The following is a 22,811-nucleotide window of genomic DNA, read 5'->3' on the forward strand; positions in this document are numbered from 1 at the left end:
CACCATGAACGAAGCTCGCACGGTCCTGGTGATCGGGGGCGGCGCGGCCGGCAACGCCATGACGCTGCTGCTGCAGCGCGCCGGGCTCCAGGTGCACCTGATCGAGGCCCGGGCCGACTGGAATGCCACCGCCGGCTCCGGCATCACTCTCCAGGGCAACGCCCTGCGGGTGCTGCGTGAGCTGGGGGTGTGGGAGCGGGTCGGGGCATCCGGGTTCGGCTTCGGGTCGGTCGGCATCACCGCGCCTGACGGAACCGTCCTGCACGAGCAGGACGACATCCGCAGCGGTGGCGACGACCTCCCCGCCACCGTCGGCATGCAGCGGCCGCAACTCCAGCGCATCCTGATCGAGGCCGTCCGCGCCTGTGGCGCCTCGATCCGCCTGGGCGTCACCGCCGAGATCCTGGACCAGGATGCCGACGGCGTCTCCGTCCGCTTCAGTGACGGCTCCGAGGGCCGCTACGACCTCGTGATCGCCGCCGACGGGCTGGGCTCGGCCACCCGCGCGGCCGTAGGGATCACCGCGAAACCGGAGCCGACGGGCATGGCCATCTGGCGTGTGGCCGCCCCGCGTCCGGCCGGAGTGTCCCGTACGGACCTCGCTTACGGGGGCCCGGCCTACATCGCCGGCTACTGTCCCACCAGCGACCGCACCCTGTACGCGTACGTGGTCGAGGCCAACCGCGACCGGGCCTCGATCCCCGCGGACTCGTACGCCGAGGAGATGCGCCGCCTGACCTCGGCCTACGGCGGCTTCTGGCCTGAGATCACCGAGCACATCACCGAGCCGGCACAGGTCAACTACACCTGGTTCGACCGCATGCTGGTCGAAGGGGCGTGGCACCGCGGCCGGGTCGTCCTGATCGGTGACGCGGCGCACTGCTGCCCGCCCACCCTCGCGCAGGGTGCCGCTCTGTCCCTGGAGGACGCCTGGGTGCTGGCGCAGATGCTGACCGGCTCCGACACCTGGGACGACGCCCTGTTCCAGGCGTACTACGAGCGGCGGATCACCCGTGTCCGCCCCGTCGTCGACGCCTCTGTCCAGATCGGGCAGTGGCAGCTCGACGGGGTGCGCGACGCCGACGTGCCCGGTCTCATGGGCCGCACCATGGCGATGCTCCGGGAGCTGCCGTGACGTCTCCGACCGTCGATGTACACGCGCACGTCCTGCTGCCCGGGGTCGAGGCGCTCGTGGCCGGCCTGCCCGGCCACGACGCGGCAAGAGCTCTGGACGCCCGGCGGAACGGCGTCGAGGCCCTGTCCGTGAGCGGGCCCATGGTGCGTGAGCGCGTCCCGCAACTGACAGATGTCGCCGTGCGCCTCGCGGCGATGGACCAGCAGGGTGTGGACGTCCAGCTGGTCAGCCCCTCCCCCTCCCACTACCACTACTGGGCTGACGAGAAGACGGCCGAGAAGGTGTACCGGACCGCCAACGAGGCCACCGCAGCGCATTGTGCGGCGGCTCCGGAGCGCCTGCGCGGGCTGGGGATCGTACCGCTCCAACACCCCGAGCAGGCCGTCGAAGCGCTCGACGACGCCCTGGGGCACGGGCTCCTCGGGGTGGAGATCTCCAGCCACGCCCCGGGGCGGGAACTGTCCGACCCGGCGTACGAACCGTTCTGGTCCCGGGCCGGTGAAACCGGCGCGATCGTCTTCCTGCACCCCTTCGGGTGCACGCTCGACGAGCGCCTGAACCGGTGGTACCTGTCCAACACGGTCGGCCAGCCCACCGAGAACGCCGTCGCCCTCTCCCACCTCATCTTCTCGGGGGTGCTCGACCGGCACCCCGGCCTGAAGCTGATCGCCGCCCACGGCGGCGGCTACCTGCCCACCCACATCGGCCGCTCCGACCACGCCTGGACGGCACGCGCGGACGCGGCGACGGGCTGCGCCCACCTGCCGAGCAGCTACCTCCGTCGGCTGTACTTCGACTCGCTCGTCCACGACCCGAACGTCCTGCGGGAGCTGATCCGGGCGGCCGGAGCCGACCGCGTACTCCTCGGTTCCGACTTCCCCTTCGACATGGGCACCGAGGACCCGGTCGGCGCCCTGCGCGCCGCAGGTCTGTCCCGGGCCGACTTCGACGCCGTACGCGGTGACAACGCCGCCGCCCTGCTCGGCCCCACCACCACCTGAGGAGGAACCCACCATGAGCGCACGCCTGCTCACCCACCTGCGTCATGTCGATCTGGCGGTACCGGACTACGACAAACAGCTCGACTTCTACGCCGGGACCTGGGGTCTCACCAAGGTCACCGAGGACTCCGGGATCTCCTTCCTGGCCGCCGAGGGCTCCCCCGAGCAGTACGTCGTACGGCTGCGCAAGGCCGAGGAGAAGCGGCTCGACCTCGTCTCCTACGGCGCCGCGAACCCGGCCGATGTGGACACCCTCGCCGAGCGGCTCCTGGCCGGCGGCGTGCAGCTGATCACGCGGCCCGGTGCCGTGGACACCCCGGGCGGCGGGTACGGCTTCCGCTTCTTCGACGTCGACGGCCGCACGATCGAGGTCTCGGCCGACGTCGAGGTCCGGCAGCACAGGAAGATCGAGGAGAAGGAGGCCATCCCGGTCAAGCTCTCCCACGTCGTCCTCAACTCCCCCGATCTCAACCGCACCCGGGAGTGGTACGAGCGCCATCTCGGCTTCGCCCTCTCAGACACGCTCTCCTCGCCGCACATGGGCGAGGTCATGCACTTCATGCGGATCAGCAACCAGCACCACTCCATGGCCATCGCCCAGGGCCCGCACACCGCTCTGCACCACGTCTCCTTCGAGATGCGCGGCATCGACGAGTACATGCGCGGCTCCGGCCGCGTCATCCGGGCCGGCCACCGCAAGATCTGGGGCCCGGGCCGGCACATGGCGGGCGACAACACCTTCACCTACTTCCTCGACCCGAACGGCAACACCGTCGAGTACACGACCGAGTTGGAGGCGCTCGACGAGGACACCTGGCACCCGCACGTCTACGACTTCTCCCAGCCCGAGGTCACCGACCAGTGGGGCACCGCCAACGCGATGAACGAAATCGTCGCCAAGGAGTCGTTCAACGACCCCGACCGGGGCGTGTTCGTCGCCCCGCCCGTCTGACGCACTCCGCGGACGGCACGCACCCACGGCCGTCCCTCTCCCGGGCCCGTGTCCACGCTCCTTGTGACCGACCGACAGCGGGACCCGGCCCGCGGAGCCGGTTTCTGCTGCCCGTTCCCCCGGCGGGCGGCGGGCTACCGAGGCCCGCCCCGTGAACCACGCATCACCCCCGACCGCACCCTCCTCCCCAGGAGCCGCACCATGCGTTTCGCCGCCTACGAGCATCAGCACCGCCACCGAACAGCCGTCGTTGAGGAGGACGGCACGCTCTTTCCTCTGCCGGGGGTTTCCTCTCTGACCACGCTCCTGGCGGAGACCGACGGCCTGCCGGGACTCCTCGCCGCCGGTGCCGCGGCACTCGATGTGCCGCCCGGGCCCCATGTCTCGCAGGTGCGCCTGCTTCCCCCTCTTCAACCTTCGTCCATAAGGGACTTCGTCACCTTCGAGGAACACGTCGAGGGTGTACGTCGGTCCGTCGACGGCGTGGCCGGTGTGCCCGAGCAGTGGTACGCGGCGCCCACCTTCTACTTCACCAACCCCCACGCGGTCTACGGCCCCGATCAGAGCGTGCCCGTACCTCCCGGTTCGAACGTCCTGGACTTCGAACTCGAGGTGGGCGCCGTCATCGGCCGCGAGGGACGCGACCTCACCCCGGAACGGGCCCGTGACCACATCGTCGGCTACACCGTCTTCAACGACTGGTCCGCCCGCGACCTCCAGTCCGCGGAGATGAAGGTGGGTCTCGGACCCTGCAAGGGCAAGGACACCGCCACCTCCCTCGGCCCCTACCTGGTCACCGCGGACGAACTGGCGCCGTACCGCGACTCCGAAGGGTTTCTGCGGCTGGCGCTCACCGCCACGGTCAACGGGAGAACCGTGGGCGAGGACCTGCTGTCCAACATGAGCTGGACCTTCGAGGAGATGACCGCCTACGCGTCCCGCGGCACGCGCGTCGTCCCGGGCGACGTGCTCGGGTCGGGAACCTGCGGCAACGGCGGATGCCTCGCCGAGCTCTGGGGCCTGCGCGGCGAACAGACCCCGCCCCCCTTGCAGCCGGGCGACACCGTCAGCCTGACCGTCGAGGGCGTCGGTACGCTCACCAACACGGTGGCGCCCGGTACCGAGCCCAAGCCCCTGCCGACCGGCCGACGACGCAACCGGGAGCGGCCGTGACCGGCCACCTCCACCCGATGAGGCTGCGCGGCAAGGTAGTTGTCGTCACCGGTGCGGCACGCGGCCAAGGCGCCGCCGAGGCCGCCGCCCTTGCCCGCGAGGGCGCCCATGTCATCGCGACAGATGTCGAACCCGTGGACGGGTGCCGCAGACTTGACGTCACCAGCGAGACGGACTGGGCAGACCTCGCCGCCGAACTGCGGGAGACGTACGGGCAGGTGCACGGCCTGGTCAACAACGCGGGCCTCACCTGGCGCGCCCGCATCGGCGACGTGCGCCCCGAGGACATGGCGCGCGTCCACGCGGTCAACGTCACCGGCCCGCTCCTGGGAATCCAGCACCTCATGCCCCTGATGCCCCCGGGCGCTTCCCTCGTGAACGTCGGATCCTCCGCGGCCCTCACCGCGCACTACCCGGTGGCGTACACGACCAGCAAGTGGGCGCTGCGGGGCCTGTCGAAGACGGCGGCGCTGGAACTGGGCCCCCGCGGGATCCGCGTCAACACGATCCACCCCGGCTACATCGAGACGGAGATGACCGCCTCCGCGACCCCGGCCTTCCGCGAGTCCAACATCCGCGAGACCCCCCTCGGCCGCACCGGAGCCGTCGACGAAGTCGCCGCGCTCGTCGTCTTCCTGGTGTCCGAGGAGTCGTCCTTCATCACCGGCGCGGACATCCCCGTGGACGGCGGCCTCACCGCGCACGGCGGCGTCAAGTCCGTATCCGACGCCCTTCGCCCCGAGACCGCGCATTGAGACGGCTCGAAGTCAGGGTGGCTCTCCTCCCCGGCACCACGGTACGAAAGGAATTCCGCACGTGAACAAGGTCAGCGGCAGCGCGGCCGAGGCGGTCGCCGACATCCCGGACGGCGCATCGCTCGCCGTGGGCGGCTTCGGGCTCTCCGGAGTCCCCCAGGTTCTCATCGACGCCCTGTACGAGCAGGGGGCGACCGGACTGGATGTGGTCTCGAACAATTGCGGCGTGGACGGCCGGGGCCTCGGCATCCTGCTCGCCGTCCGACGAATCGCCCGGGTCACCGGCTCCTACGTGGGTGAGAACAAGGAGTTCGCCCGGCAGTACCTCAGCGGCGAGCTCGAGGTGGAACTGACCCCGCAGGGCACGCTCGCCGAGCGCCTGCGGGCCGGCGGCGCGGGGATCCCCGCCTTCTACACCCCGGCCGGGGTCGGCACCCAGGTGGCGGAGGGCGGCCTGCCCTGGCGGTACGCACCCGACGGCTCGGTCGCGGTCGCCTCACCGCCCAAGGAGACCCGGAACTTCTCGGGGCGCCCCCATCTGCTGGAGCACGGCATCACCACCGACTTCGCCCTCGTCCGAGCGTGGCGCGGCGACACGCACGGCAACCTCGTGTTCCGCCGGGCCGCCGCCAACTTCAATCCCCTCGCCGCCATGGCCGGTCACGTCACCGTCGCCGAGGTCGAGGAACTCGTCGAACCCGGCGAGCTGGCCCCCGACGCGATCCACCTGCCCGGCATCTACGTGCAGAGGATCGTGGAGCTCACCCCCGAGCAGGCCGCCGACAAGCACATCGAGAAGAGGACGGTAGGCATCTGATGCCCTGGACCCGTGACCAGATGGCCGCCCGTGCGGCGCTAGAACTCACCGACGGCTCGTACGTCAACCTCGGCATCGGCCTCCCCACCCTCATACCCGGCCATCTCCCGCCCGGGGTCCACGTCGTCCTCCACTCCGAGAACGGCATCCTCGGCACCGGCCCCTACCCCGCCGAGGACGAGGTCGACCCGGACCTCGTCAACGCCGGCAAGGAGACCGTCACCGTCCTGCCCGGCGCCTCCTTCTTCGACTCCGCGCTCTCCTTCGGCATGATCCGCGGCGGTCACATCGACACCGCCGTTCTCGGTGCCATGCAGGTGTCGGCTCGAGGCGACCTCGCCAACTGGACGATCCCCGGCCGGATGGTCAAGGGCATGGGCGGCGCCATGGACCTGGTCCACGGTGCCCGCCGCGTCATCGTCCTCATGGAGCACACCGCCAAGGACGGCAGCGCCAAGATCCTGCAGGAGTGTGCCCTGCCCCTGACCGGTCGGCGCTGCGTGCACCGCATCATCACCGATCTCGGGGTGCTGGACGTCACCGACCGCGGTCTCGCCCTCGTCGAAACGGCCCCGGGCGTCACACCGGCGGACATCACCGCGCGTACAGGAGCACCCGTGCACGCGGACAGTCGCACGGCTGCCTGCTGATCAGTCACTTCCGAGGTCCGCGTGCCCTGCTGGCCTTTCTCCACGGAACCGTTGACAGCGCGGCAACACTCTCCGAATATAATCAGTACACCAATGATTGATGTACTGATTACATGAGCTCGCCGCCTCCCATCGGCGCCCCCCCTCCTGACCAAGGCGGCCATATGTCCGTGACCCCTGTCCCCCTCCGCATCGCCGTCGTCGGTGGTGGAATCGGCGGCCTGGCCGCAGCACTGTCGACCGCCCGCGCCGGTCACCACGTGACCGTCGTGGAACGAGCCGCCCGGTTCGGAGAGATCGGAGCAGGCCTGCAGCTCGCCCCGAACGCCTCTCAGGCCCTCGAAGAACTGGGGGTGCTCAAGGCGGTCCGGCGCGCTGCGGTCGCCCCGCCCCGGCTCGTCATGATGGACGCCCTGAGCGGAGAGCAGATCACCTCCCTCGATCTGCGCAGCGCGGCCTACACCGAGCGCTTCGCACACCCCTACCTGGTCACCCACCGCACAGACCTCCACTCCGCGCTCCTCGCCGCCTGTCAGGAACACCCCGCGGTCACACTGCGCACAGGACACACCGTCACGCACGCCGAACAGGACGGATCCGGGGTGGTCCTGCACTTCGCCGGGACGGCGACCAAGCTGACCGCCGACGCGGTCGTGGCAGCGGACGGCCTGCACTCACAGCTGCGCCGGACCCTCGTCGGCGACGGAGAGCCGGTCTGCTCCCGCTACGTGGCGTTCCGCGGCGCCCTTCCCGCGGACAGGATGACCGGCCGGATGTCGCAGCACGCCGCTTCGGAGGCTGTGATGGTCTGGGCCGGGCCCCGCATGCATCTGGTGCAGTACCCCGTGCGACGCGGCGAGCTCTACAACCAGGTTGCCGTGTTCGAAAGCGATCACTACACGCCGGACTCGGACGCCTGGGGCACCGAGGCCGAGCTCGAGGAGCGGTTCGCGGGGGCGTGCCGGGCCGTGCGCGACGCCCTGCCCCTGATAGCCCGGGACCGGCGCTGGCCCCTGTACGACCGCCTGCCCATCGACGACTGGGCGCACGGCCGGATCGCGCTGCTCGGAGACGCGGCGCACCCGATGCTGCAGTACCTCGCCCAGGGTGCCTGTCAGGCACTGGAGGACGCGGTTGCCCTGGGGCAGGCACTCGGCCGCTTCTCCGACCCCGCGGACGCCTTCACCGCGTACGTCGGCCGGCGCCGCGAGCGAGCCGCCATGATCCAGACCAACGCCCGCCGCTTCGGCGAGATCTGCCATCTGGAGGGCATGGGGGCCACCCTGCGCAACCGGCTCCTCTCGTCCCGCAGGCCCGATGACTTCGAGGACGCCTCCTCCGTGTGGACACCGGCCCCGGCTGCCGTCCCCACCCCGTAACCCTGCAACCCGAGGAGGACCGCATGACGACCGACGAACTCGCCTACGAAGCTCTGGAGGGCCTGGGGGCAGCTCCGCTGTGGCGCTTCTACGGCAACCTGTTCCCCGCCCAGCCGAAGAGCCGCGCCGTCCCTTACCGCTGGAACTGGCAGGAACTACGCCCTCACCTGCTGCACTTCTCGGAAACCCTCTCCCTGGAGGAGGCCGAACGACGAGTCCTCATGCTCGTCAACCCCGGCCTCACCGATCCGCCTGCCACCGTCAACACGCTCTACGCGGGGCTGCAGGTCATCCTGCCCGGCGAGACCGCGCAGGCGCACCGGCACACGTCCAACGCGTTCCGCTTCATCCTGGAGGGCAGTGGCGCGTGGACAACCGTCGACGGAGAGCGTGTCTTCATGTCCCCGGGCGATCTGCTGCTCACCCCCGGCTGGCACTGGCACGACCACACCCACGAGGGCGACGCCCCGATGATGTGGCTCGACGCGCTCGACTACCCGCTGGTCAACGCCCTGGAAGCCGGCTTCTACGAGAAGTACCACCAGCGCCTGCAGCCGGTCACCCGGCCCGACGACGCAGGGAGCCGGCAGTTTCTGCACGGCCGGCTGAACCCCGTCTGGCTTTCCCAGGACGGACCCCACTCCCCCGTCACACGGTACCCGTGGCAGGAGACCCAGCGGGCGCTGGAGAGCGTCGCCGACACCGCTGACGGCAGCGACGTCGACGGCATCGTCCTCGAGTACACCAACCCGTGGACAGGGGGTCCGGTCATGCCCACGATCGGCTGCCGCGTCCAGCGCCTGCGCCCCGCGTTCCAGGGGGTTGGCCGCCGGCACACGGCCTCCACGATCTTCAACGTGGTGCGCGGCGAGGGTGTCACGGTCGTCGACGGCGTACGGCTGGAGTGGTCCGAGCACGACACGTTCGCCGTTCCGGGCTGGGCCTCCTACCGACACCTGAACACCTCGTCGTCGAGCGACGCCGTCCTGTTCTCCTACAGCGACGAGCCCGTCATGCGCTCCCTCGGCCTCTACCGCACCGAAAGCGCCGATCCCGGCGCCTGATACGCCCACCTCACACTTCACAGCACAAGGAGGCCACGATGCGTCTGGCCCTGTTCAACAAGGGACGCCTGGGACTTGTCGACGGCGACACGCTCGTCGACGTGACCGAGCAGTTCGCCGGCAGGGGAACCGTCGGATCTGCCGGTGCGCTGCACGAGCACATCGAGAGGGTCGCCCGCGGGACCTACTCGCTGCCCGACCTCGCCGTGTGTGCGCGGGTCCCGCTCGCCCGAGCAGCCCTGGAAGCTCCGCTGCCCCGCCCCGGCAAGATCATCGGCGCGCCGGTCAACTACCTGGACCACAAGGCCGAGATGGAGTACACCACGTCGGTCGCCGACCTCGGAGTCTTCCTCAAGGCGAACTCCTCCGTCATCGGGCCGGGCCAGGACGTCCTCCTCCCCTACACCGACAGGCGCACCGATCAGGAAGGCGAACTGGGCGTCGTCATCGGACGCACGGCCAGCCATGTCGGCGCGGACGACGCGCTGGACCACGTCTTCGGCTACACCTGCGTGCTGGACATCACCGTCCGGTCCGGCGAGGACCGCTCCACGCGCAAGTCGTTCGACACATTCACACCCATCGGGCCGTGGGTCGTGACCGCCGACGAGATTCCGGATCCGGACTCCCTCGGCCTGCGCTGCGATGTCGGCGGCAGCACCCGCCAGCGGACCAACACGGCGGATCTGATCTTCGGCGTCCGCGAGCTGATCGCCTACACGTCCTCTGTCATGACACTGCACCCGGGGGACGTGATCGCGACGGGCACACCGGCCGGAGTGGGACCGCTCAGCCACGGGGACCGTATCGTCCTGGAGATCGAACGGGTGGGACGCCTGGAGGTGGGTGTGGACGGCTCTCGGGCCACCGCGTACGAACAGCGTCCCGGGCGCCGGGACCGCTGACGGAAAGGCCGCACGCGGGGTGGTGCCGCGCATTCCTTAGACTCCATCCCGTACCGGCAATCTCCCGCCGGCACCACCCCGACGACAGATGGACGGAGCACCGTGGCACGCGCACTGGAGCTGCCCAACTACATCGGCCATCTGATCCGGCGCGCGGAACAGGTACACACGGCTCTCTGGGCTCAGCACGTGTCCCGGGAGATCACCTCCCCGAAGTTCGCCATCCTCAACGCCCTGAGCCGGGATCCCGGCATGGACCAGCGGACCCTCGCGCGCCTCACCTCACTGGACCGCTCCACCGTCAACCAGATGATCCGTCGTCTGACCGACCAGCACCTCGTCAGTCAGGTGCGTGACGAAGCAGACCGCAGACGAACCCTGTTGAGCCTCACCGCCGAGGGCGAGGACCTGCTCGACTCCCTGATCGCTCCGGCTGAACGGATCAACGAACTGCTCCTCGGATCACTTCCCGAGGGTGAGCGGGCGCTGGCCGTCGACATCCTCAGCAGACTTGCTTCGCTGGACGACGAGGCTCTCCACGACGGAGCATGAGGGGCTCCCGCGGAGCTCCTCCGAGTGGGAACCGCCGGAGGCGGCTGCCTCGGCGAACCGGTCAGGCCGATGGCCACGCACGAAGAGAATCTTCCTGGCTGCGACCAGGCGCGGTGGCGAGGGGGCGGCTGCGCCATGCGAAGGCCACCTCGGTCAGGGCACGTAGGTGCTCACCGGCGAAGACCAGCTTGCGCAGACGGTACGAGACCTCCGTACGGCGCGTCCGAGGGCTTCGCGGCGGGCCGGTTCGAGCATGAGGAGCGCCAGCAGGGGGCCGTGCACGACCAGCCCCGGGTAGCACTCTCCACGCCCTCCACGTACGGAGCGTCGTAGTGGATGCGGTGCGCGTTGGCGGTCAGCGCGCTGAACCGGAAGAGGAGCGGGGGGCCAGGGCGCAGCGCCAGTTGCCAGGCCGCGTCGGAAGGCTCGGCGTCGGCAGGGTCGAGCTCGACTCCGGTGGCGTGACGCTCGTTGTCGCCGCTGCGGTGGACGAAGTCCTGCTCGTCCACGACGCTCAGCCGTCCTTCTTGGCTGATTTCCTGCCGCACCGCCACAAACGCCATGTCGAACAGCGAGACCTCGACGGGGTGCGCCCGCCCTGTGGTGGCTCTGGTGAACAGCGCGGTGAGGACGCCCGAGTACGCGGACAGACCGGCGGTGATGTCGGCCACCGAGATGCCGGCCTTGGCGACCATGTCGGGAGTGCCGGTCATCGAGATCAACCCTGCCTGGCACTGCATCAGCAGGTCGTACGCCCACAGGCTTACAGGCAAGCGGTCTCAGCCGCGGCGGCATCACTGCCGCGATGACCGAGCCGAACAACCTCACCACCGACGTGGCCGAGCCGCGCGACCTGTCCGACAACGCCAAGGCGTCGAGCCGTATCAGCTTCGTGCTCCAGCCGGACGCGGGCGTTTCCGGTGAACCGAAGTCCTTCAAGGACGCTCGGTTCGACGGTCCCGTCCGTTGACAGAACGTCACCCTCCTCCCATCATGGGAGCGCTCCCATCTCGGAATTCGGACAGTCCCCACCGTGCACGACCGCAATGCACCGCGCCGCCCCGCGCCCACCCTCCGCCGCAGCACCCACGCACCGCCTGTTCCCGCGCCCCGGGGGCAGCATCTGCCCCCGGGGTCGGCGCCCGCCCGCCCGTACCGCCCGCCCGGCACGCGTCGACCAGTCCGTGTCGCCGCCCTTAGGAAGGACCCCCCATGGCCTTACCGCAGAGACCCGTCGGGCCGGCCCCCGCCGGTCGCCCCCGTAACCTCGCACGCACCGTCGCCGCCCTGGCCGCGACGCTCGCCCTGCTGTCCCCGCTCGGCGCCGCCGGTGCCGCATCCGCCGCCGTGCAGGAGGCGCCGACCGCGGACGTCAGTGTCCGGGTGAACACGCAGGCGTCGCTCGGCCGACTCTCCGACACCGCCCGTGGTGTCAACGCCGCTGTCTGGGACTCGCATATGAACGACCCCGAAGTCGCCGCCCTCATGAAGACGGCCGACGTCGGGGCGATGCGCTACCCGGGAGGTTCGTACGCCGACATCTACCACTGGGAGACGCACACCGCGCCCGGCGGATACGTCGCCCCCGGCACCGGCTTCGACGCCTTCATGGGCACGGTCCGCGCCACCGGGGCGCAGCCGATCCTGATCGCCAACTACGGCTCCGGCACGCCCGCGGAGGCGGCGGGCTGGGTCCGGTACGCGAACGTCACCAAGGACTACGACGCGAAGTACTGGGAGATCGGCAACGAGATCTACGGCAACGGCCACTACGGCAGCGGCTGGGAGCACGACGACCACGCGGACAAGAGTCCCCGGGAGTACGCCCGTCAGGTCCGCGCCTACGCCGCCGCCATGAAGGCCGTCGACCCGACCATCAAGATCGGCGCGGTCCTCACCACCCCGGGCAACTGGCCGGACGGCATCGTCGGCGAGGGCGATCCGGGCGACTGGAATCACACCGTGCTCTCCGAAGTCACCGACGTCATCGACTTCGTGAGCGTCCACTGGTACGCGGGCGGCTCCGACACCTCCGCGGACGCCGCCATATCCCGGCTGACCCGGCTGCCCGGCGAGCTGCGGGAGGTGCGCAACCAGATCGACCGGCACGCGGGCGCCGACTCCCCGCGCATCGGCATCGCCCTCACCGAAGTCAACACCAACACCGGCGGTGCCATGCTCACCGCCCGCCCCAACGGCCTGTTCGCCGCCGACGCCTTCATGACGGCTCTGGAGAACGGTGTGTTCAACGTCGACTGGTGGAACACCCACAACGGCCCGGGCCGGATCACCACCGTCGACGGCGACACCGACTATGGCGACATGGGCATGCTGTCCAGCGGTGCCTGCACGGATGACGTCTGCCAACCGGCGACGAACACGCCGTTCCACCCCTACTACGGCATGAAGATGACCAGCGAACTGGGCACAGCCGGCGACGCCATGGTCGCCGCTTCGTCCTCCGCCCAGGACGTCTCCGCGCACGCCGTGCACCGTCGCGACGGGCGCCTGAGCGTCCTGCTCATCAACAAGGACCCCGACGCCGCACGGACCGTGGACCTCGAGTACGCGGGCTTCACCCCGTCCGACGCCGCACCCGAGGTCAGCCGCTACGCCCGCGGCGACAGCGACATCACCGATGTCACCGGCAGTGGGGCGTCCGCCTCCCAGGTCACCGTGCCTCCGTACGCGATGCTCACCGTCACGCTCACCCCGCGGCCCGGCACCGGGGCCGGCGCCTCGACCGCCGGCGCGCCGGGCACCCCGAAGCTGGAGGCGGTGACCGACACCACCGCGCGCCTGTCGTGGGAGGGGGCGGCCGGTGCCGCCCGCCACCTGGTCCAGGAGCGGGACGGCGCGCACACCCGGCTGGTCGGCGAGACCACCGGTACGTCCGTGACCCTGCGGAACCTGCCGCCGGGCAGCACCCACACGGTCAACGTGCTGGCCGCCGACGCCACGGGACGGATCTCCACCCCGTCCGTTCCGCTGACCTTCACCACCGGCACCCCACCGGACGCCGCCTGCGCGCTGACCTTCCACCGGGACACGAGCTGGGGCAACGGCTTCGTGACCACGGTCACCGTCCGGAACCTCTCGGACACCCCGATCACCGGCTGGACCGTGGACTGGGACTGGCCGACCGACGGCCAGTCGGTGTCCTCAGGCTGGAACGCCACGTTCCATCAGACCGGTCGCCACGTCCGCGTGACCGCGCCCGAGGGAGCCGGGCCGCTGGCCCCGGACGGCGCGTCGGCGGCCTCGTTCGGCTTCGTCGGCGCCAACGACGGCCCCAACCCCGATCCGATGGCCATCCGCCTCAACGGCACTGTCTGCTCCGTCGGTTGAGGTCCGGTCCGCCCGGGAGCGGTGGCAGGACGACCTGCCCCGGGCGGACCCGTCGCCGCTCCGGCGCATCGCCGCCCACAGCCGCCGTCTCCGCCTCGCCCGGCACGACGGGGGGCATGTCCAAAGCGCCGATTCGCGAACTGTTCTGACGCGTCGCCGGTCGGCCGCCTGGCGCCGGAGAGGTACCGACGCCGCGCCTGAGGCGCTCCGGCCGGTCTTCTGCGTGATGATGGACGAGAAAGTGTCATCGCCGCAGAAGACATGAGCCGGTGCCGTGCCGCAGATCCGGCTCGAAAGGGGCGGCAGCCATGCGTACCTCCGGAACGAAGAGATCGGCCGCCGCCGCACTCGCCGCGCTCACGCTCGTCCTCACGGCGGGCTGCGACAGTTCGGGCGAAGGGGGGAAAGTTCCCACGACAACATCTGCGGCACGCGCGGACGTGCTCGCCGTGAAGATCGACAACGTGGCCGCGGCCCGGCCGCCGACCGGACTCGAGAAGGCCGACATCGTCTACGTGGAGCAGGTGGAGGCAGGCCTCAGCCGCATACTCGCCGCCTACTCCTCCGACGTGCCGTCCGTCATCGGCCCCGTACGCAGCGCGCGAGAGACGGATCTGGAGCTGCTCCGGCAGTTCGACGAGCCCACGCTCGCGTACTCGGGCGCCCAGTCCGCCCTCCGGCCGTCGATCGAGGCTGCCCCCCTCGACGCGCTGCCGCCGTCGAAGGCACCGAACGCCTATTTCCGCAGCGGTGACCGCGCCGCGCCGCACAATCTGTACCTGCGCCCGGCGAAGATCCCGCACGCCCCCACCGGGGTGAACGCAGCCGAGGACATCGGGCTCCGCTTCGCCGCGTCGCCCCCGGGCGGCACGCCCGTCAACGGGCGCACGGTGTCCTACCCGTCGGCACGGTTCACCTTCACCTGGTCCACGGACCGGGACCAGTGGCTGGTGAGCATGGACGGCACCCCTGCCCGTACGGCCTCCGGTGACCGGCTCGGAGCGGCCACAGTGGTCCTGCAGAACGTGGACGTGCGGGATTCACGCTTCCGGGACCGAGGCGGAAACACCTCGCCCTTCAGCGCGACCGTGGGGTCCGGCTCGGCGGCCGTCCTGCGTGACGGCACGTCGTACGACGTGGCATGGGAGCGGAACACCGCCGAGTCGGCGACCGACTTCACCACCCAGGACGGCAGGCCGATGACGTTCGCGACCGGCCAGATCTGGATCGTGCTCGTACCGAAGTGACGCCGGCCGCCGGAGTCCGCGCGTACGGACTCCGGTGACCCCCTGACGGCGAAGCGGCTGCGTCTCAGGCGATGTCGATGATCGTGCGCAGTGCCTCGTCGGTATGGAGGCCGAGACCGCAGGCAGCCTCGGAATTCGACAACAACCTGAGCGAACGTCAGCGCGGTGCCCGGCAGCCACAAGTCAATCGAAGGCAATGCCACCCGTGCGCACGGTAACCGAGTATCGGTGTCTGGTGCGCACCGTGCTCACGGCTGAGCGCTGCCCAGGAAGCGCTGTACCCACAGGCGGAGCAGTTCGTCCTCGAAGGCGGCTCTATGCCGACGCACGAGGCCAGAAGATGCACGGTGGCGCCAACGAGATCATGAAGGAACTCATCACCCGGTCCCTGTGACCCCCGGGCCATCGGCACAGGTGTCACTCCCGCCCAGAGCGACAGTCGGCACTGACAGGGACGCCCAAGGCGGCCCGGATGGGCAACGGGTTGCACATTTCTCTGAGAGCGCCAGGGCCGCTCAGGGGAAGAGTTGTGCCGCCGGGCCTCCTTTCAGCCGCTGAGGGAACACCTGGTTCATGACTACACGAATTGAACTGCCCGGGACGGCAGAGTCCTACTGGATGGCCACGACTCCTGGCACCCAGTGGCCGACGCTGGACACCGACACGACGGCGGACGTCGTCGTGATCGGCGCAGGTATGGCCGGCCTGAGCACCGCCTGGGAACTGACTCGGGCCGGACGGAACGTGGTCGTACTGGAAGCGGACCGTGTTGCTGCCGGGGTATCCGGCTACACAACGGCGAAGCTCACTGCCGCTCATTCCCTCGTCTATGAACGACTGCGCCGCACGCGGGGCAAGGAAGGCGCGCGACAGTACGCTCACTCCCAGCAGGCAGCGGTGGAGCGGGTCGCATCAGTGGCGGTGGAACTGGGCGTCGACTGTGACTTCGAGCGGTCGTCGGCTCTGACTTTCACCACTGACCCGCGCCGACGTGCCACGTTCGAGGCCGAGGCCGAGGCTGCCGCAGAAGCGGGCCTGGATGCCGGCTTCGTGACGGAGACGGACCTGCCGTTCCCCGTGCTCGCAGCTGTGCGCGTCGCCCACCAGGCGCAATTTCACCCGCGCAAGTATCTTCTGGGCCTGGCCGACGACATCACCGCACGAGGTGGTGTCATCCACGAGCGAACCCGCGTGACCGGTCTTACCGAGGGCAGCCCGTGCAAGGTCACCACCGAGCGGGGCGCGACGATCACGGCGAAGGACGTCGTCGTCGCCACGCACTACCCGGTCTTCGACCGGGCGCTCCACTTCGCCCGCTTGTCACCGCGCCGTGAACTGGTCGTCGCCGCTTCTCTCCCCGCCTCCGAGGCACCGGAGCACATGTACATCACGGACGACATGGGGAAGCGATCGGTCCGTACCGCGCCGCTCGACGAGGGCCGGCGGCTGCTGATCGTCACGGGCGAGAGCTTCACGCCGGGCACGGGTGACAGCCGCGAGCGGTACCTGCGGCTGGACGGATGGATGCACGAACACTTCCCGGTCGGCGACACCGAGTACCGGTGGGCCGCCCAGGACAACGACGTGAGCGACGGCGTTCCGCTTGTCGGCCCCTTCCATCCGGGCGCACGGCATGTGTACGTGGCGACCGGATTCGGCGGCTGGGGCATGAGCGGAGGAGCCATGGCCGGACAGTTGCTGGTATCGACACTCACCGGTGCGGAGCCCGAGTGGGCAGGACTGTACGACCCGCGCCGTCTGTGGAGCACCATCCGTGAAGGCACGGCCCTGCTGAAGCAGCAGGCGGAGGTCGCCCAGCACTTCGTAGGTGACAGGTTGAAGACCACCCACGTCGACTCGGTCGCCGAGATCGCCCCGGGATCAGGGGCGGTCGTACGGGTCGAGGGACGCCGCTGCGCGGTATACCGCGACAAGGACGGTACCGCGCACGCCGTGTCAGCGCGCTGTACCCATCTCGGCTGCCTGGTCGCGTTCAACGAGGCGGAGACCGCATGGGAGTGCCCTTGCCACGGCTCGCGGTTCGGCATCGACGGCGAAGTACTCCACGGCCCGGCACTGCGCCCACTGCCGCCCCGGAGCATCTGAGCCCGGCTGTGGGGCAGGCCAGAACGGCGGGCGGGAACGGTGCAGCCGATCCTCTGCTCGAACCGAGGCGTCGACGCGTACCGACAGCCCGCACTACGGGTCGGCGCTGGGGATGGCGACGGGCTCACGGAGCCTTCCACCTCCGGCGACCGGCGCCGCCCTGAAGCCCTTTCGCTCGCTCCGGCCGGAGCGAGCGAAAGGGCGACCGGCATGCGGCCGAGGTGGAGTGGTGCGTGGGCCGGCGCGGCCCGTCCGCTTCGGCGCCGACCCCCCGAGGGCTCGGCGGAGATTCGCCGCCTCCGGTAAAGCGCCGGCCTCGGCCTCTCCCGCCCCGGCAGTTCTGGACCGGACTCGTCCCCGTTCTTGTCAACGAAGAGCCAGGGCCCCGAGCGGCTACGACATGTCCCGCCCACGACGCATGAGTCCCGCCCAAGGGTCCCTGTCGAGGCGGTCGCCGAGGTCGGTCACCGTCCAGCGGCGAGCGGTCAGATCGGGTTCGTCCAGTTCATCCCAGTCCAGCGGCACAGCCACGGGGCGCCCGGCCTGGACCGGACAGCGAACGCGGCGACCACGGTCGGGGCATAGCAGACGCGCGCGACATCCAGATGCAGCCGCCCCTACTCCCCCGCTTGATCAAGGTAGCGGCGTGCCCCCGGTGGCGTTCATGATCTCCGCGGTGATGAAGCTCGCGTGCTCCGAGGCGAGGAACACATAGGCGGGGGCCATCTCCGCGGGCTGGGCCGGTCGGCCCATCGGAGCCTGCTTCCCGAACTCCTTGGTATCCGGCAACGTGGCCGGGATCAGCGGCGTCCACACCGGCCCCGGAGCAACAGCGTTGACGCGGATACCCTTGTCGACCAGCATCTGCGCGAGCCCCTGCGTGAACGTGACGATGGCACCCTTGGTCATCGCGTAGTCGAGCAGGTGGGGACTCGGCTTGTAAGCCTGCACCGAGGTGGTGTTGATGATGGAACCGCCCGGAGGAATGTGCGGCACAGCCATCTTGCACAGCCAGAACATGCCGTACAGATTCGTGCGCACGACCCGGTCGAACTGCTCCGTGGAGATGTCCTCGATGCCCTGGGGCTGGGACATTTGGTACGCCGCGTTGTTGACCAGAACATCAATCCGGTCGAACTCCGCCACGGCCCGCTCCACGAGGCGACGGCACTGCCCCTCTTCCCGAATGTCGCATGGAACCGCCAACCCCCGACGGCCTGACTTCTCCACGAGGCGGGTCGTCTCCCGGGCCTCCTCCGCCTCCGAGGGCAGGTGGGTGAACAGGACATCCGCACCCTCACGGGCATAGGCCAGAGCGACAGCCCGGCCGATACCGGAGTCGCCGCCGGTCACGACCGCGGCTCGGTCCCTCAGGAGCCCGCTCCCCCGGTAGGACTCCTCACCGTGGTCGGGCGCAGGGTCCATCGGGCCGCTCCAGCCGGGCGGCTCCTGGTCCTGCTGAGGGAACTCCGGCTGCGGATGCTTGGTCGTGGGGTCCTGCGGGCTGCCCATCAGTGCCCTTCCTTCCTGCGGTTCACTCTCTCCAGCTTGCTCCGCACATGTCCCAGTCGCGACACCTGACAACCCACGCCGTGGCGACATGCGTGAACACGCATCATCAGAGCACCGCGTATCCCGCCGACCGCAGTCCCACGCATGCCAGGCGATGGCAATCGCGATGCATTTTTCCGTACGACTCCGACCGGAGGGGGCGCACTGCTACCGACCGGCACGGGAGACGCTTGCGGCGAGCCTGCAACCGGCCCGGCGGGGAGCGCGGCGGCACGTGTGTGCCCTGGATTGCGCGGCGGCACGTGTGTGCCCTGGATTGCCGATCCAGCCGCCAACGTGTTCGAGCTGGTGTGAATCGATGAGCCGCCGCCCGTCGAGGACCGCGGCATTCATGGCAGCGACTCCCCCGCGGTGAAGGTGCCGACCGATGGGATGTCCGCCTGCAGGGCGCCGTGGAAGCAGGCAGCCCGAGGATCGGACCGATTCCGGCACGACCGAGCCTGCGGACCTGCCGGAGACCGGAGACAGCGGCTTTCGGTTCCGGGGCTGTTCGACCGGTCAAGCCGGCCGCACGCGACCCCGCGTCGCACGGCCTCTGTGAGCAATACATCTAGATCGTGGGGTAGATGTCCCCGCTGGCCATGCCGCTCTCCTGCTCGCTCTGGGACCTGAGCCGACGAGCCTTGTCCTGGAGGCGCTGACGCTCGTCGGGGTCTGTGGCACTCTTTGCGGCCTCCTCCATCTCCTGCGCCTTTGCACGCATCTGCTGGACACGCCTGGCGGATTCACCTGCAGCACTCATGATCATTCCTTGGGGCGACGAGTAATGGGCCACCCCAGCGAAACAGTGAGTCCTCTCCGCCGCATCTCGAAATGTCACTCACGGTCATTCGCTGCGCAGAGCATCGATCGCCGAAACGGCCGCTTCATTCCCAGACCGTGCAGCAGAGCGCGCCGTCAGCGGGTGACTGCGCGGCAGGGTGGCAAGACCTCGACAGGGCGATCACGCCCCCCTGCATTGCGGCCACGGCCTCCTGGACGGCGGCCACCGGGTCGCCGAGTGACGTGAGATCTGGACCCGGTCACCCTGCCTCCAACAGTCCCGGAAGCGAGCCTGCAGAAGCTTCTCCGGTCCACAGGACGGAAACGACCACCGTGCGGCCCCCACTCACCATGCTCGACCGACACTCACCGCGAGATCGCGCACCCGCTCGTTGCACTCCGTTGACCAGTGCTATGCCGAGACGCCCCCGGGAGCGCCTTGGCGCGCCACACATAGCTGCGTGAATGATGGCCCGATGAGACCTGCCATCTCCGACTGCGCCCGGCCCGCGCCGACGCCTGTGATCGCCCCCACCGGCGAGCTGGACATGGAGTCCCTCCCGCCCCTGGAAGCGGAGATCGAAGTTGCTCGCGCAACGCTGCGGAGTGGTCCTGGATGCCAGCAACATCACTTTCGCCGACTCGACGTTCCTCCGACTGGTGATCGCCACCCACCACCGCACCGACCTGCGTTTAGCAGCCCCCTCCCCTGCGGTGATGCGACTCTTCCGCGTCACCGGAGCGGACACTTTCCTCCACCTGCACCCCAGTCTCGAGGGTGCCCTCACGGCGTGAACCCTGAGACCGCCACTGCGATCTCGCGGCAGCAAGCGGCACAGTGCCGGCGGACTGGCGCTGCACTTGGCTCACCCGAGCCTGCGCTCAGGGGCGTTCGTTGCGGGGCACGCCGGCGCTGAGATGCGCCTCACGGGGCGTCGTCTGCTGCATCCGTTCCGAGGCGGATGTGCGCGCTGACCCGCTTGCCGGGGGGTGCTGGGCGTATGTCGATGGTTGTCGCGAGGGCCGAGACGATTTCCAGGCCGTGCTGCCCGACGCGCTCCGGGTCAGCATCCCGAACCTCGGGCAACAGCGGATCACCGTCCCACACGCCCACGACCAGAGTATCGCCGACGGCCCGGAGTTGCAGGAGGGCCGGACCAGGGGCGTACTTACGGGCGTTGGTGACCAGCTCACTCACGATCAACTGCGTGATCTGCAACGTGTCTGTGGTGACCTCGGCCTTGTGCTGGTCTCTCCACTTGTCCAGGAAGCCGACCGCGAAGTGGCGGGCCTGGGAAATGCTGCTGCCTCGCTCACTCAGTACGAGGGACGCTGTCAGCGGAGTCGGGCAGGCGGGATCACTCGTATCCGCAGGGCTCTCAACCATCTTCAATGCTTTCGTCCATGCCCATGCGCCTTCCCGATGACCCGCCGCTTATCCACCCGCCGGCCGCGCCCACCACCTCACCGTCGGCGCTGACACCCGCCGGGCCCGGGGCCTGAACAGCTCTGCCATCGCGTTCACGACTTCACTGCGCATACGCCTGGCGGTCGCGCAGGATCTGTAGGCCTTCATGCGGGCGAAGGCGTGCGCGACGCGGGCCCGGACTTGCATGGGGGACTTGTTGTGAGCAGCTTGAGTCGGTGATGCATCCTTCGTCGACCGATTCCGGGCCGGTATTCGCATCCGGCCGCTGCCAGTTGCTCGACTGCACAGGACCAGACGATGCCCGTCAGGCTTAACTTTGAGCATCTGCGGTGGGCGCACCGTCGTGGGCCCCGGGAAGGGTGAAGACGAAGCGCGTCCCGGGGGTGTGAGCGGTGTCGAGCGTGATGGTACCGCCGTGGTATTCGACGATCTTCCTGCAGAGGGCGAGGCCGATGCCATTGCCCGGATATGTGTCCCGGGTGTGAAGACGCTGGAAGATCAGGAAGATCCTCTCGGCGTACTCCGGACCGATGCCGATTCCGTTGTCGCTCACCGCGAATTCCCAGCGGCGTTCGACTCCCTCGGCGGAGTCCGCGCTGTCCGCGAGTCCGTGGGCACTGATGTGGATCTTCGGTACAACGCCCGGGGCACGGAATTTGATGGCGTTGGAGATGAGGTTCTGCAGGAGGACCCCGAGCTGGGTCGGGTCGCCGTGTACGGCGGGAAGGGGGTCGTGCGTGATGACGGCCCCGGTCTCCTCCATCACCAGGCCCAGGGAATGGGTGATGCGGCGCAGCAGGGTCTCGAAGCTGATGTCGGTGTCCTGGGCGTGCAGGCGTCCGACCCGGGAGAAGGTGAGGAGGTCGTTGATGAGGGTCTGCATGCGGTTCGCGCCGTCGACGGCGAAGGCGATGTACTGCTTGGCTCGGTCGTCGAGCTGATCCGCGTAGCGGCGTTCCAGCAACTGGCAGAAACTGGCGACCTTGCGCAGCGGTTCCTGCAAATCGTGCGAGGCGACATAGGCGAACTGTTCGAGTTCTTCGTTGGAGCGGCGCAGTTCCGTTGCTTGTTCGTCGAGTTCACTGCGGGCGCGGTCGCTGAAGTCGAGCTCACCGGCCAGGCGCCGGCGCATTCCGTCCACGTCGGTCGCCAGAGCGCGCAGATCGGCGGGTCCGGAGGGAACGATGGAATGGTCGAACCCGCCGTCCGCGATCTTCCGTACGTCGGTGCGCAGCCGGTCCAGCGGTATCTGGACGCCTCGGCGCAGCCCCGCGAAGGCGAGTGCGAAGAGAGTGAGAACCATGCCTGCGATGGCGGTGAAGACCGTGTTGCGCAGGGTGCGTACCTGCTGCAGGTCTTCGCGGGCCTGATCTCTCTCGGTCTCGATCTGGGTCTGCTGGTCGTGCAGGGCGGTGCGAAGTGCGTCGAATGCCGCCTTGCCTGACTCGGCGCGTCGCTGGGCGGCGGCTACGGGATCAGCCGCTTCGCTGACTGGGCGGGCAGTCGTGGTCTGCCACCGATCGGCGCGCTCGAGTACCAGGGCAAGTTCGGCTGCGGCCCGCCTATTTCCTGCTACGAGGGGCGACAGTTCCGCCGCTGCGGCGGTCTGCTGTGCGATGCCGTCCTGGTACGGCTCGAGGAATTCGCGCTCGCCCGTGATGCCGAATCCACGAATGCCTGATTCCTGATTGATCAGGGCGCTCTCGATACGGACGGACGCGATCAGGGCCGGTGACCAGCGCTCGGTGAGCTGCTTGTTGACGTCCGTGGCGTGGGCGAGGACCCACACTCCGCATCCGGCCAGGGCGAGGAGCGTCACCAGCGCTGCCGCGGAGCAGACACCCAGCCAGCCGCGGGTGGTCCAGCCAGCTTCGGCCGACGGTGACACCGTGGCCTGCTGCTGCGCTGCGTCGATCCGCATGTGGGGTCCCTCCTCCTCGTCCCCGGCGGCACACCGGGGGCGG

General features: G+C 69.5%; 21 protein-coding genes and 1 pseudogene. 16 read left to right on the forward strand and 6 right to left on the reverse strand.

Annotated features, from left to right (window positions below; all coding sequences use genetic code 11):
• The first annotated feature begins 4 nt into the window (after nt 1-4).
• The 11 genes from OG844_RS12650 to OG844_RS12700 all read left to right on the forward strand — a co-directional run bounded on the left by OG844_RS12650 (nt 5) and on the right by OG844_RS12700 (nt 10,383).
• Nucleotides 5-1,135 (forward strand): FAD-dependent oxidoreductase, encoded by a 1,131-nt coding sequence (locus OG844_RS12650; protein ID WP_406389989.1) that lies wholly within the window; start codon nt 5-7, stop codon nt 1,133-1,135.
• On the forward strand, nt 1,132-2,136 hold the full coding sequence (locus tag OG844_RS12655; protein ID WP_406389990.1) for an amidohydrolase family protein: 1,005 nt from the start codon (nt 1,132-1,134) through the stop codon (nt 2,134-2,136). The genes OG844_RS12650 and OG844_RS12655 overlap by 4 nt, the downstream gene beginning before the upstream one ends.
• Before the next feature lie 13 nt (nt 2,137-2,149).
• Nucleotides 2,150-3,088: a VOC family protein gene (locus OG844_RS12660; protein WP_406389991.1), complete on the forward strand. Its 939-nt coding sequence runs from the start codon at nt 2,150-2,152 to the stop codon at nt 3,086-3,088.
• A gap of 201 nt (nt 3,089-3,289) precedes the next feature.
• Complete coding sequence (locus OG844_RS12665; RefSeq protein ID WP_406389992.1) at nt 3,290-4,261, forward strand: fumarylacetoacetate hydrolase family protein; 972 nt, start codon at nt 3,290-3,292, stop codon at nt 4,259-4,261.
• A gap of 17 nt (nt 4,262-4,278) precedes the next feature.
• Nucleotides 4,279-5,016, forward strand: coding sequence for an SDR family NAD(P)-dependent oxidoreductase (locus OG844_RS12670; RefSeq protein WP_406396099.1), 738 nt, complete (start codon nt 4,279-4,281; stop codon nt 5,014-5,016).
• Nucleotides 5,017-5,077: 61 nt separating this feature from the next.
• Nucleotides 5,078-5,833, forward strand: a complete 756-nt coding sequence (locus OG844_RS12675; protein WP_406389993.1) for a CoA transferase subunit A — start codon at nt 5,078-5,080, stop codon at nt 5,831-5,833.
• Nucleotides 5,833-6,483, forward strand: a complete 651-nt coding sequence (locus tag OG844_RS12680) for a CoA transferase subunit B (RefSeq protein WP_406389994.1) — start codon at nt 5,833-5,835, stop codon at nt 6,481-6,483. Before OG844_RS12675 ends, OG844_RS12680 begins: the two co-directional genes overlap by 1 nt.
• 164 nt (nt 6,484-6,647) lie before the next feature.
• A complete protein-coding gene (locus OG844_RS12685) occupies nt 6,648-7,862 on the forward strand; it encodes an FAD-dependent monooxygenase (protein WP_406389995.1) in 1,215 nt (404 codons plus the stop codon).
• 23 nt (nt 7,863-7,885) lie between these two features.
• Nucleotides 7,886-8,926, forward strand: coding sequence for a cupin domain-containing protein (locus tag OG844_RS12690; RefSeq protein ID WP_406389996.1), 1,041 nt, complete (start codon nt 7,886-7,888; stop codon nt 8,924-8,926).
• Nucleotides 8,927-8,964: 38 nt separating this feature from the next.
• The gene (locus OG844_RS12695; RefSeq protein ID WP_406389997.1) at nt 8,965-9,831 is read left to right on the forward strand and encodes a fumarylacetoacetate hydrolase family protein; all 867 of its coding nucleotides are present in this window, start codon (nt 8,965-8,967) and stop codon (nt 9,829-9,831) included.
• Nucleotides 9,832-9,933: 102 nt separating this feature from the next.
• Entirely contained in the window at nt 9,934-10,383 is a 450-nt protein-coding gene (locus OG844_RS12700) for a MarR family winged helix-turn-helix transcriptional regulator (RefSeq protein WP_406389998.1), read from the forward strand.
• A gap of 170 nt (nt 10,384-10,553) precedes the next feature.
• On the opposite strand, the pseudogene OG844_RS12705 reads toward OG844_RS12700, so the two are convergent.
• Nucleotides 10,554-11,138, reverse strand: a pseudogene (locus OG844_RS12705) (CoA transferase); the annotation flags it as partial.
• Between the two features lie 50 nt (nt 11,139-11,188).
• Between OG844_RS12705 and OG844_RS12710 the strand changes: the two are divergent.
• The 4 genes from OG844_RS12710 to OG844_RS12725 all read left to right on the forward strand — a co-directional run bounded on the left by OG844_RS12710 (nt 11,189) and on the right by OG844_RS12725 (nt 17,084).
• Nucleotides 11,189-11,353: a hypothetical protein gene (locus OG844_RS12710; protein WP_406389999.1), complete on the forward strand. Its 165-nt coding sequence runs from the start codon at nt 11,189-11,191 to the stop codon at nt 11,351-11,353.
• Between the two features lie 242 nt (nt 11,354-11,595).
• The gene (locus OG844_RS12715; RefSeq protein ID WP_406390000.1) at nt 11,596-13,731 is read left to right on the forward strand and encodes a cellulose binding domain-containing protein; all 2,136 of its coding nucleotides are present in this window, start codon (nt 11,596-11,598) and stop codon (nt 13,729-13,731) included.
• A gap of 308 nt (nt 13,732-14,039) precedes the next feature.
• On the forward strand, nt 14,040-14,978 hold the full coding sequence (locus tag OG844_RS12720) for a DUF3048 domain-containing protein (protein WP_406390001.1): 939 nt from the start codon (nt 14,040-14,042) through the stop codon (nt 14,976-14,978).
• Nucleotides 14,979-15,551: 573 nt separating this feature from the next.
• Nucleotides 15,552-17,084: an FAD-dependent oxidoreductase gene (locus tag OG844_RS12725; RefSeq protein ID WP_406390002.1), complete on the forward strand. Its 1,533-nt coding sequence runs from the start codon at nt 15,552-15,554 to the stop codon at nt 17,082-17,084.
• Between the two features lie 393 nt (nt 17,085-17,477).
• Here OG844_RS12725 and OG844_RS12730 read toward each other — a convergent pair whose 3' ends face one another.
• From OG844_RS12730 to OG844_RS12740, 3 genes are all read right to left on the reverse strand, one after another.
• A complete protein-coding gene (locus OG844_RS12730) occupies nt 17,478-17,615 on the reverse strand; it encodes a hypothetical protein (RefSeq protein WP_406390003.1) in 138 nt (45 codons plus the stop codon).
• Nucleotides 17,616-17,717: 102 nt separating this feature from the next.
• Nucleotides 17,718-18,596 (reverse strand): SDR family oxidoreductase, encoded by an 879-nt coding sequence (locus OG844_RS12735; RefSeq protein ID WP_406390004.1) that lies wholly within the window; start codon nt 18,594-18,596, stop codon nt 17,718-17,720.
• A gap of 610 nt (nt 18,597-19,206) precedes the next feature.
• Complete coding sequence (locus OG844_RS12740) at nt 19,207-19,398, reverse strand: DUF6381 family protein (RefSeq protein ID WP_406390005.1); 192 nt, start codon at nt 19,396-19,398, stop codon at nt 19,207-19,209.
• A gap of 605 nt (nt 19,399-20,003) precedes the next feature.
• On the opposite strand from OG844_RS12740, the gene OG844_RS12745 reads away from it, so the two are divergent.
• Nucleotides 20,004-20,213 carry an STAS domain-containing protein gene (locus OG844_RS12745; RefSeq protein ID WP_406390006.1) on the forward strand — a complete coding sequence of 70 codons (210 nt, stop codon included), beginning with the start codon at nt 20,004-20,006 and terminating at the stop codon, nt 20,211-20,213.
• Between the two features lie 130 nt (nt 20,214-20,343).
• Here the strand turns inward: OG844_RS12745 and OG844_RS12750 are convergent, their stop codons facing one another.
• Together OG844_RS12750 and OG844_RS12755 are read right to left on the reverse strand one after the other, a co-directional pair.
• Nucleotides 20,344-20,805, reverse strand: a complete 462-nt coding sequence (locus tag OG844_RS12750) for an ATP-binding protein (protein WP_406390007.1) — start codon at nt 20,803-20,805, stop codon at nt 20,344-20,346.
• Between the two features lie 352 nt (nt 20,806-21,157).
• Nucleotides 21,158-22,768 (reverse strand): ATP-binding protein, encoded by a 1,611-nt coding sequence (locus tag OG844_RS12755; protein ID WP_406390008.1) that lies wholly within the window; start codon nt 22,766-22,768, stop codon nt 21,158-21,160.
• Nucleotides 22,769-22,811 lie beyond the last annotated feature (43 nt).

Source organism: Streptomyces sp. NBC_00887, assembly GCF_045207585.1.

What these genes read in the sequence shown, in the direction of transcription:
- OG844_RS12665 (WP_406389992.1), top strand. Translation starts at nt 3,290, where the DNA reads ATGCGTTTCGCCGCCTACGAGCATCAGCACCGCCACCGAACAGCCGTC.
- OG844_RS12755 (WP_406390008.1), bottom strand. Translation starts at nt 22,768, where the DNA reads ATGCGGATCGACGCAGCGCAGCAGCAGGCCACGGTGTCACCGTCGGCC.
- OG844_RS12750 (WP_406390007.1), bottom strand. Translation starts at nt 20,805, where the DNA reads ATGGTTGAGAGCCCTGCGGATACGAGTGATCCCGCCTGCCCGACTCCG.
- OG844_RS12680 (WP_406389994.1), top strand. Translation starts at nt 5,833, where the DNA reads ATGCCCTGGACCCGTGACCAGATGGCCGCCCGTGCGGCGCTAGAACTC.
- OG844_RS12735 (WP_406390004.1), bottom strand. Translation starts at nt 18,596, where the DNA reads ATGGGCAGCCCGCAGGACCCCACGACCAAGCATCCGCAGCCGGAGTTC.
- OG844_RS12725 (WP_406390002.1), top strand. Translation starts at nt 15,552, where the DNA reads ATGACTACACGAATTGAACTGCCCGGGACGGCAGAGTCCTACTGGATG.
- OG844_RS12710 (WP_406389999.1), top strand. Translation starts at nt 11,189, where the DNA reads ATGACCGAGCCGAACAACCTCACCACCGACGTGGCCGAGCCGCGCGAC.
- OG844_RS12740 (WP_406390005.1), bottom strand. Translation starts at nt 19,398, where the DNA reads ATGAGTGCTGCAGGTGAATCCGCCAGGCGTGTCCAGCAGATGCGTGCA.
- OG844_RS12685 (WP_406389995.1), top strand. Translation starts at nt 6,648, where the DNA reads ATGTCCGTGACCCCTGTCCCCCTCCGCATCGCCGTCGTCGGTGGTGGA.
- OG844_RS12650 (WP_406389989.1), top strand. Translation starts at nt 5, where the DNA reads ATGAACGAAGCTCGCACGGTCCTGGTGATCGGGGGCGGCGCGGCCGGC.
- OG844_RS12670 (WP_406396099.1), top strand. Translation starts at nt 4,279, where the DNA reads ATGAGGCTGCGCGGCAAGGTAGTTGTCGTCACCGGTGCGGCACGCGGC.
- OG844_RS12720 (WP_406390001.1), top strand. Translation starts at nt 14,040, where the DNA reads ATGCGTACCTCCGGAACGAAGAGATCGGCCGCCGCCGCACTCGCCGCG.
- OG844_RS12660 (WP_406389991.1), top strand. Translation starts at nt 2,150, where the DNA reads ATGAGCGCACGCCTGCTCACCCACCTGCGTCATGTCGATCTGGCGGTA.
- OG844_RS12690 (WP_406389996.1), top strand. Translation starts at nt 7,886, where the DNA reads ATGACGACCGACGAACTCGCCTACGAAGCTCTGGAGGGCCTGGGGGCA.
- OG844_RS12715 (WP_406390000.1), top strand. Translation starts at nt 11,596, where the DNA reads ATGGCCTTACCGCAGAGACCCGTCGGGCCGGCCCCCGCCGGTCGCCCC.
- OG844_RS12695 (WP_406389997.1), top strand. Translation starts at nt 8,965, where the DNA reads ATGCGTCTGGCCCTGTTCAACAAGGGACGCCTGGGACTTGTCGACGGC.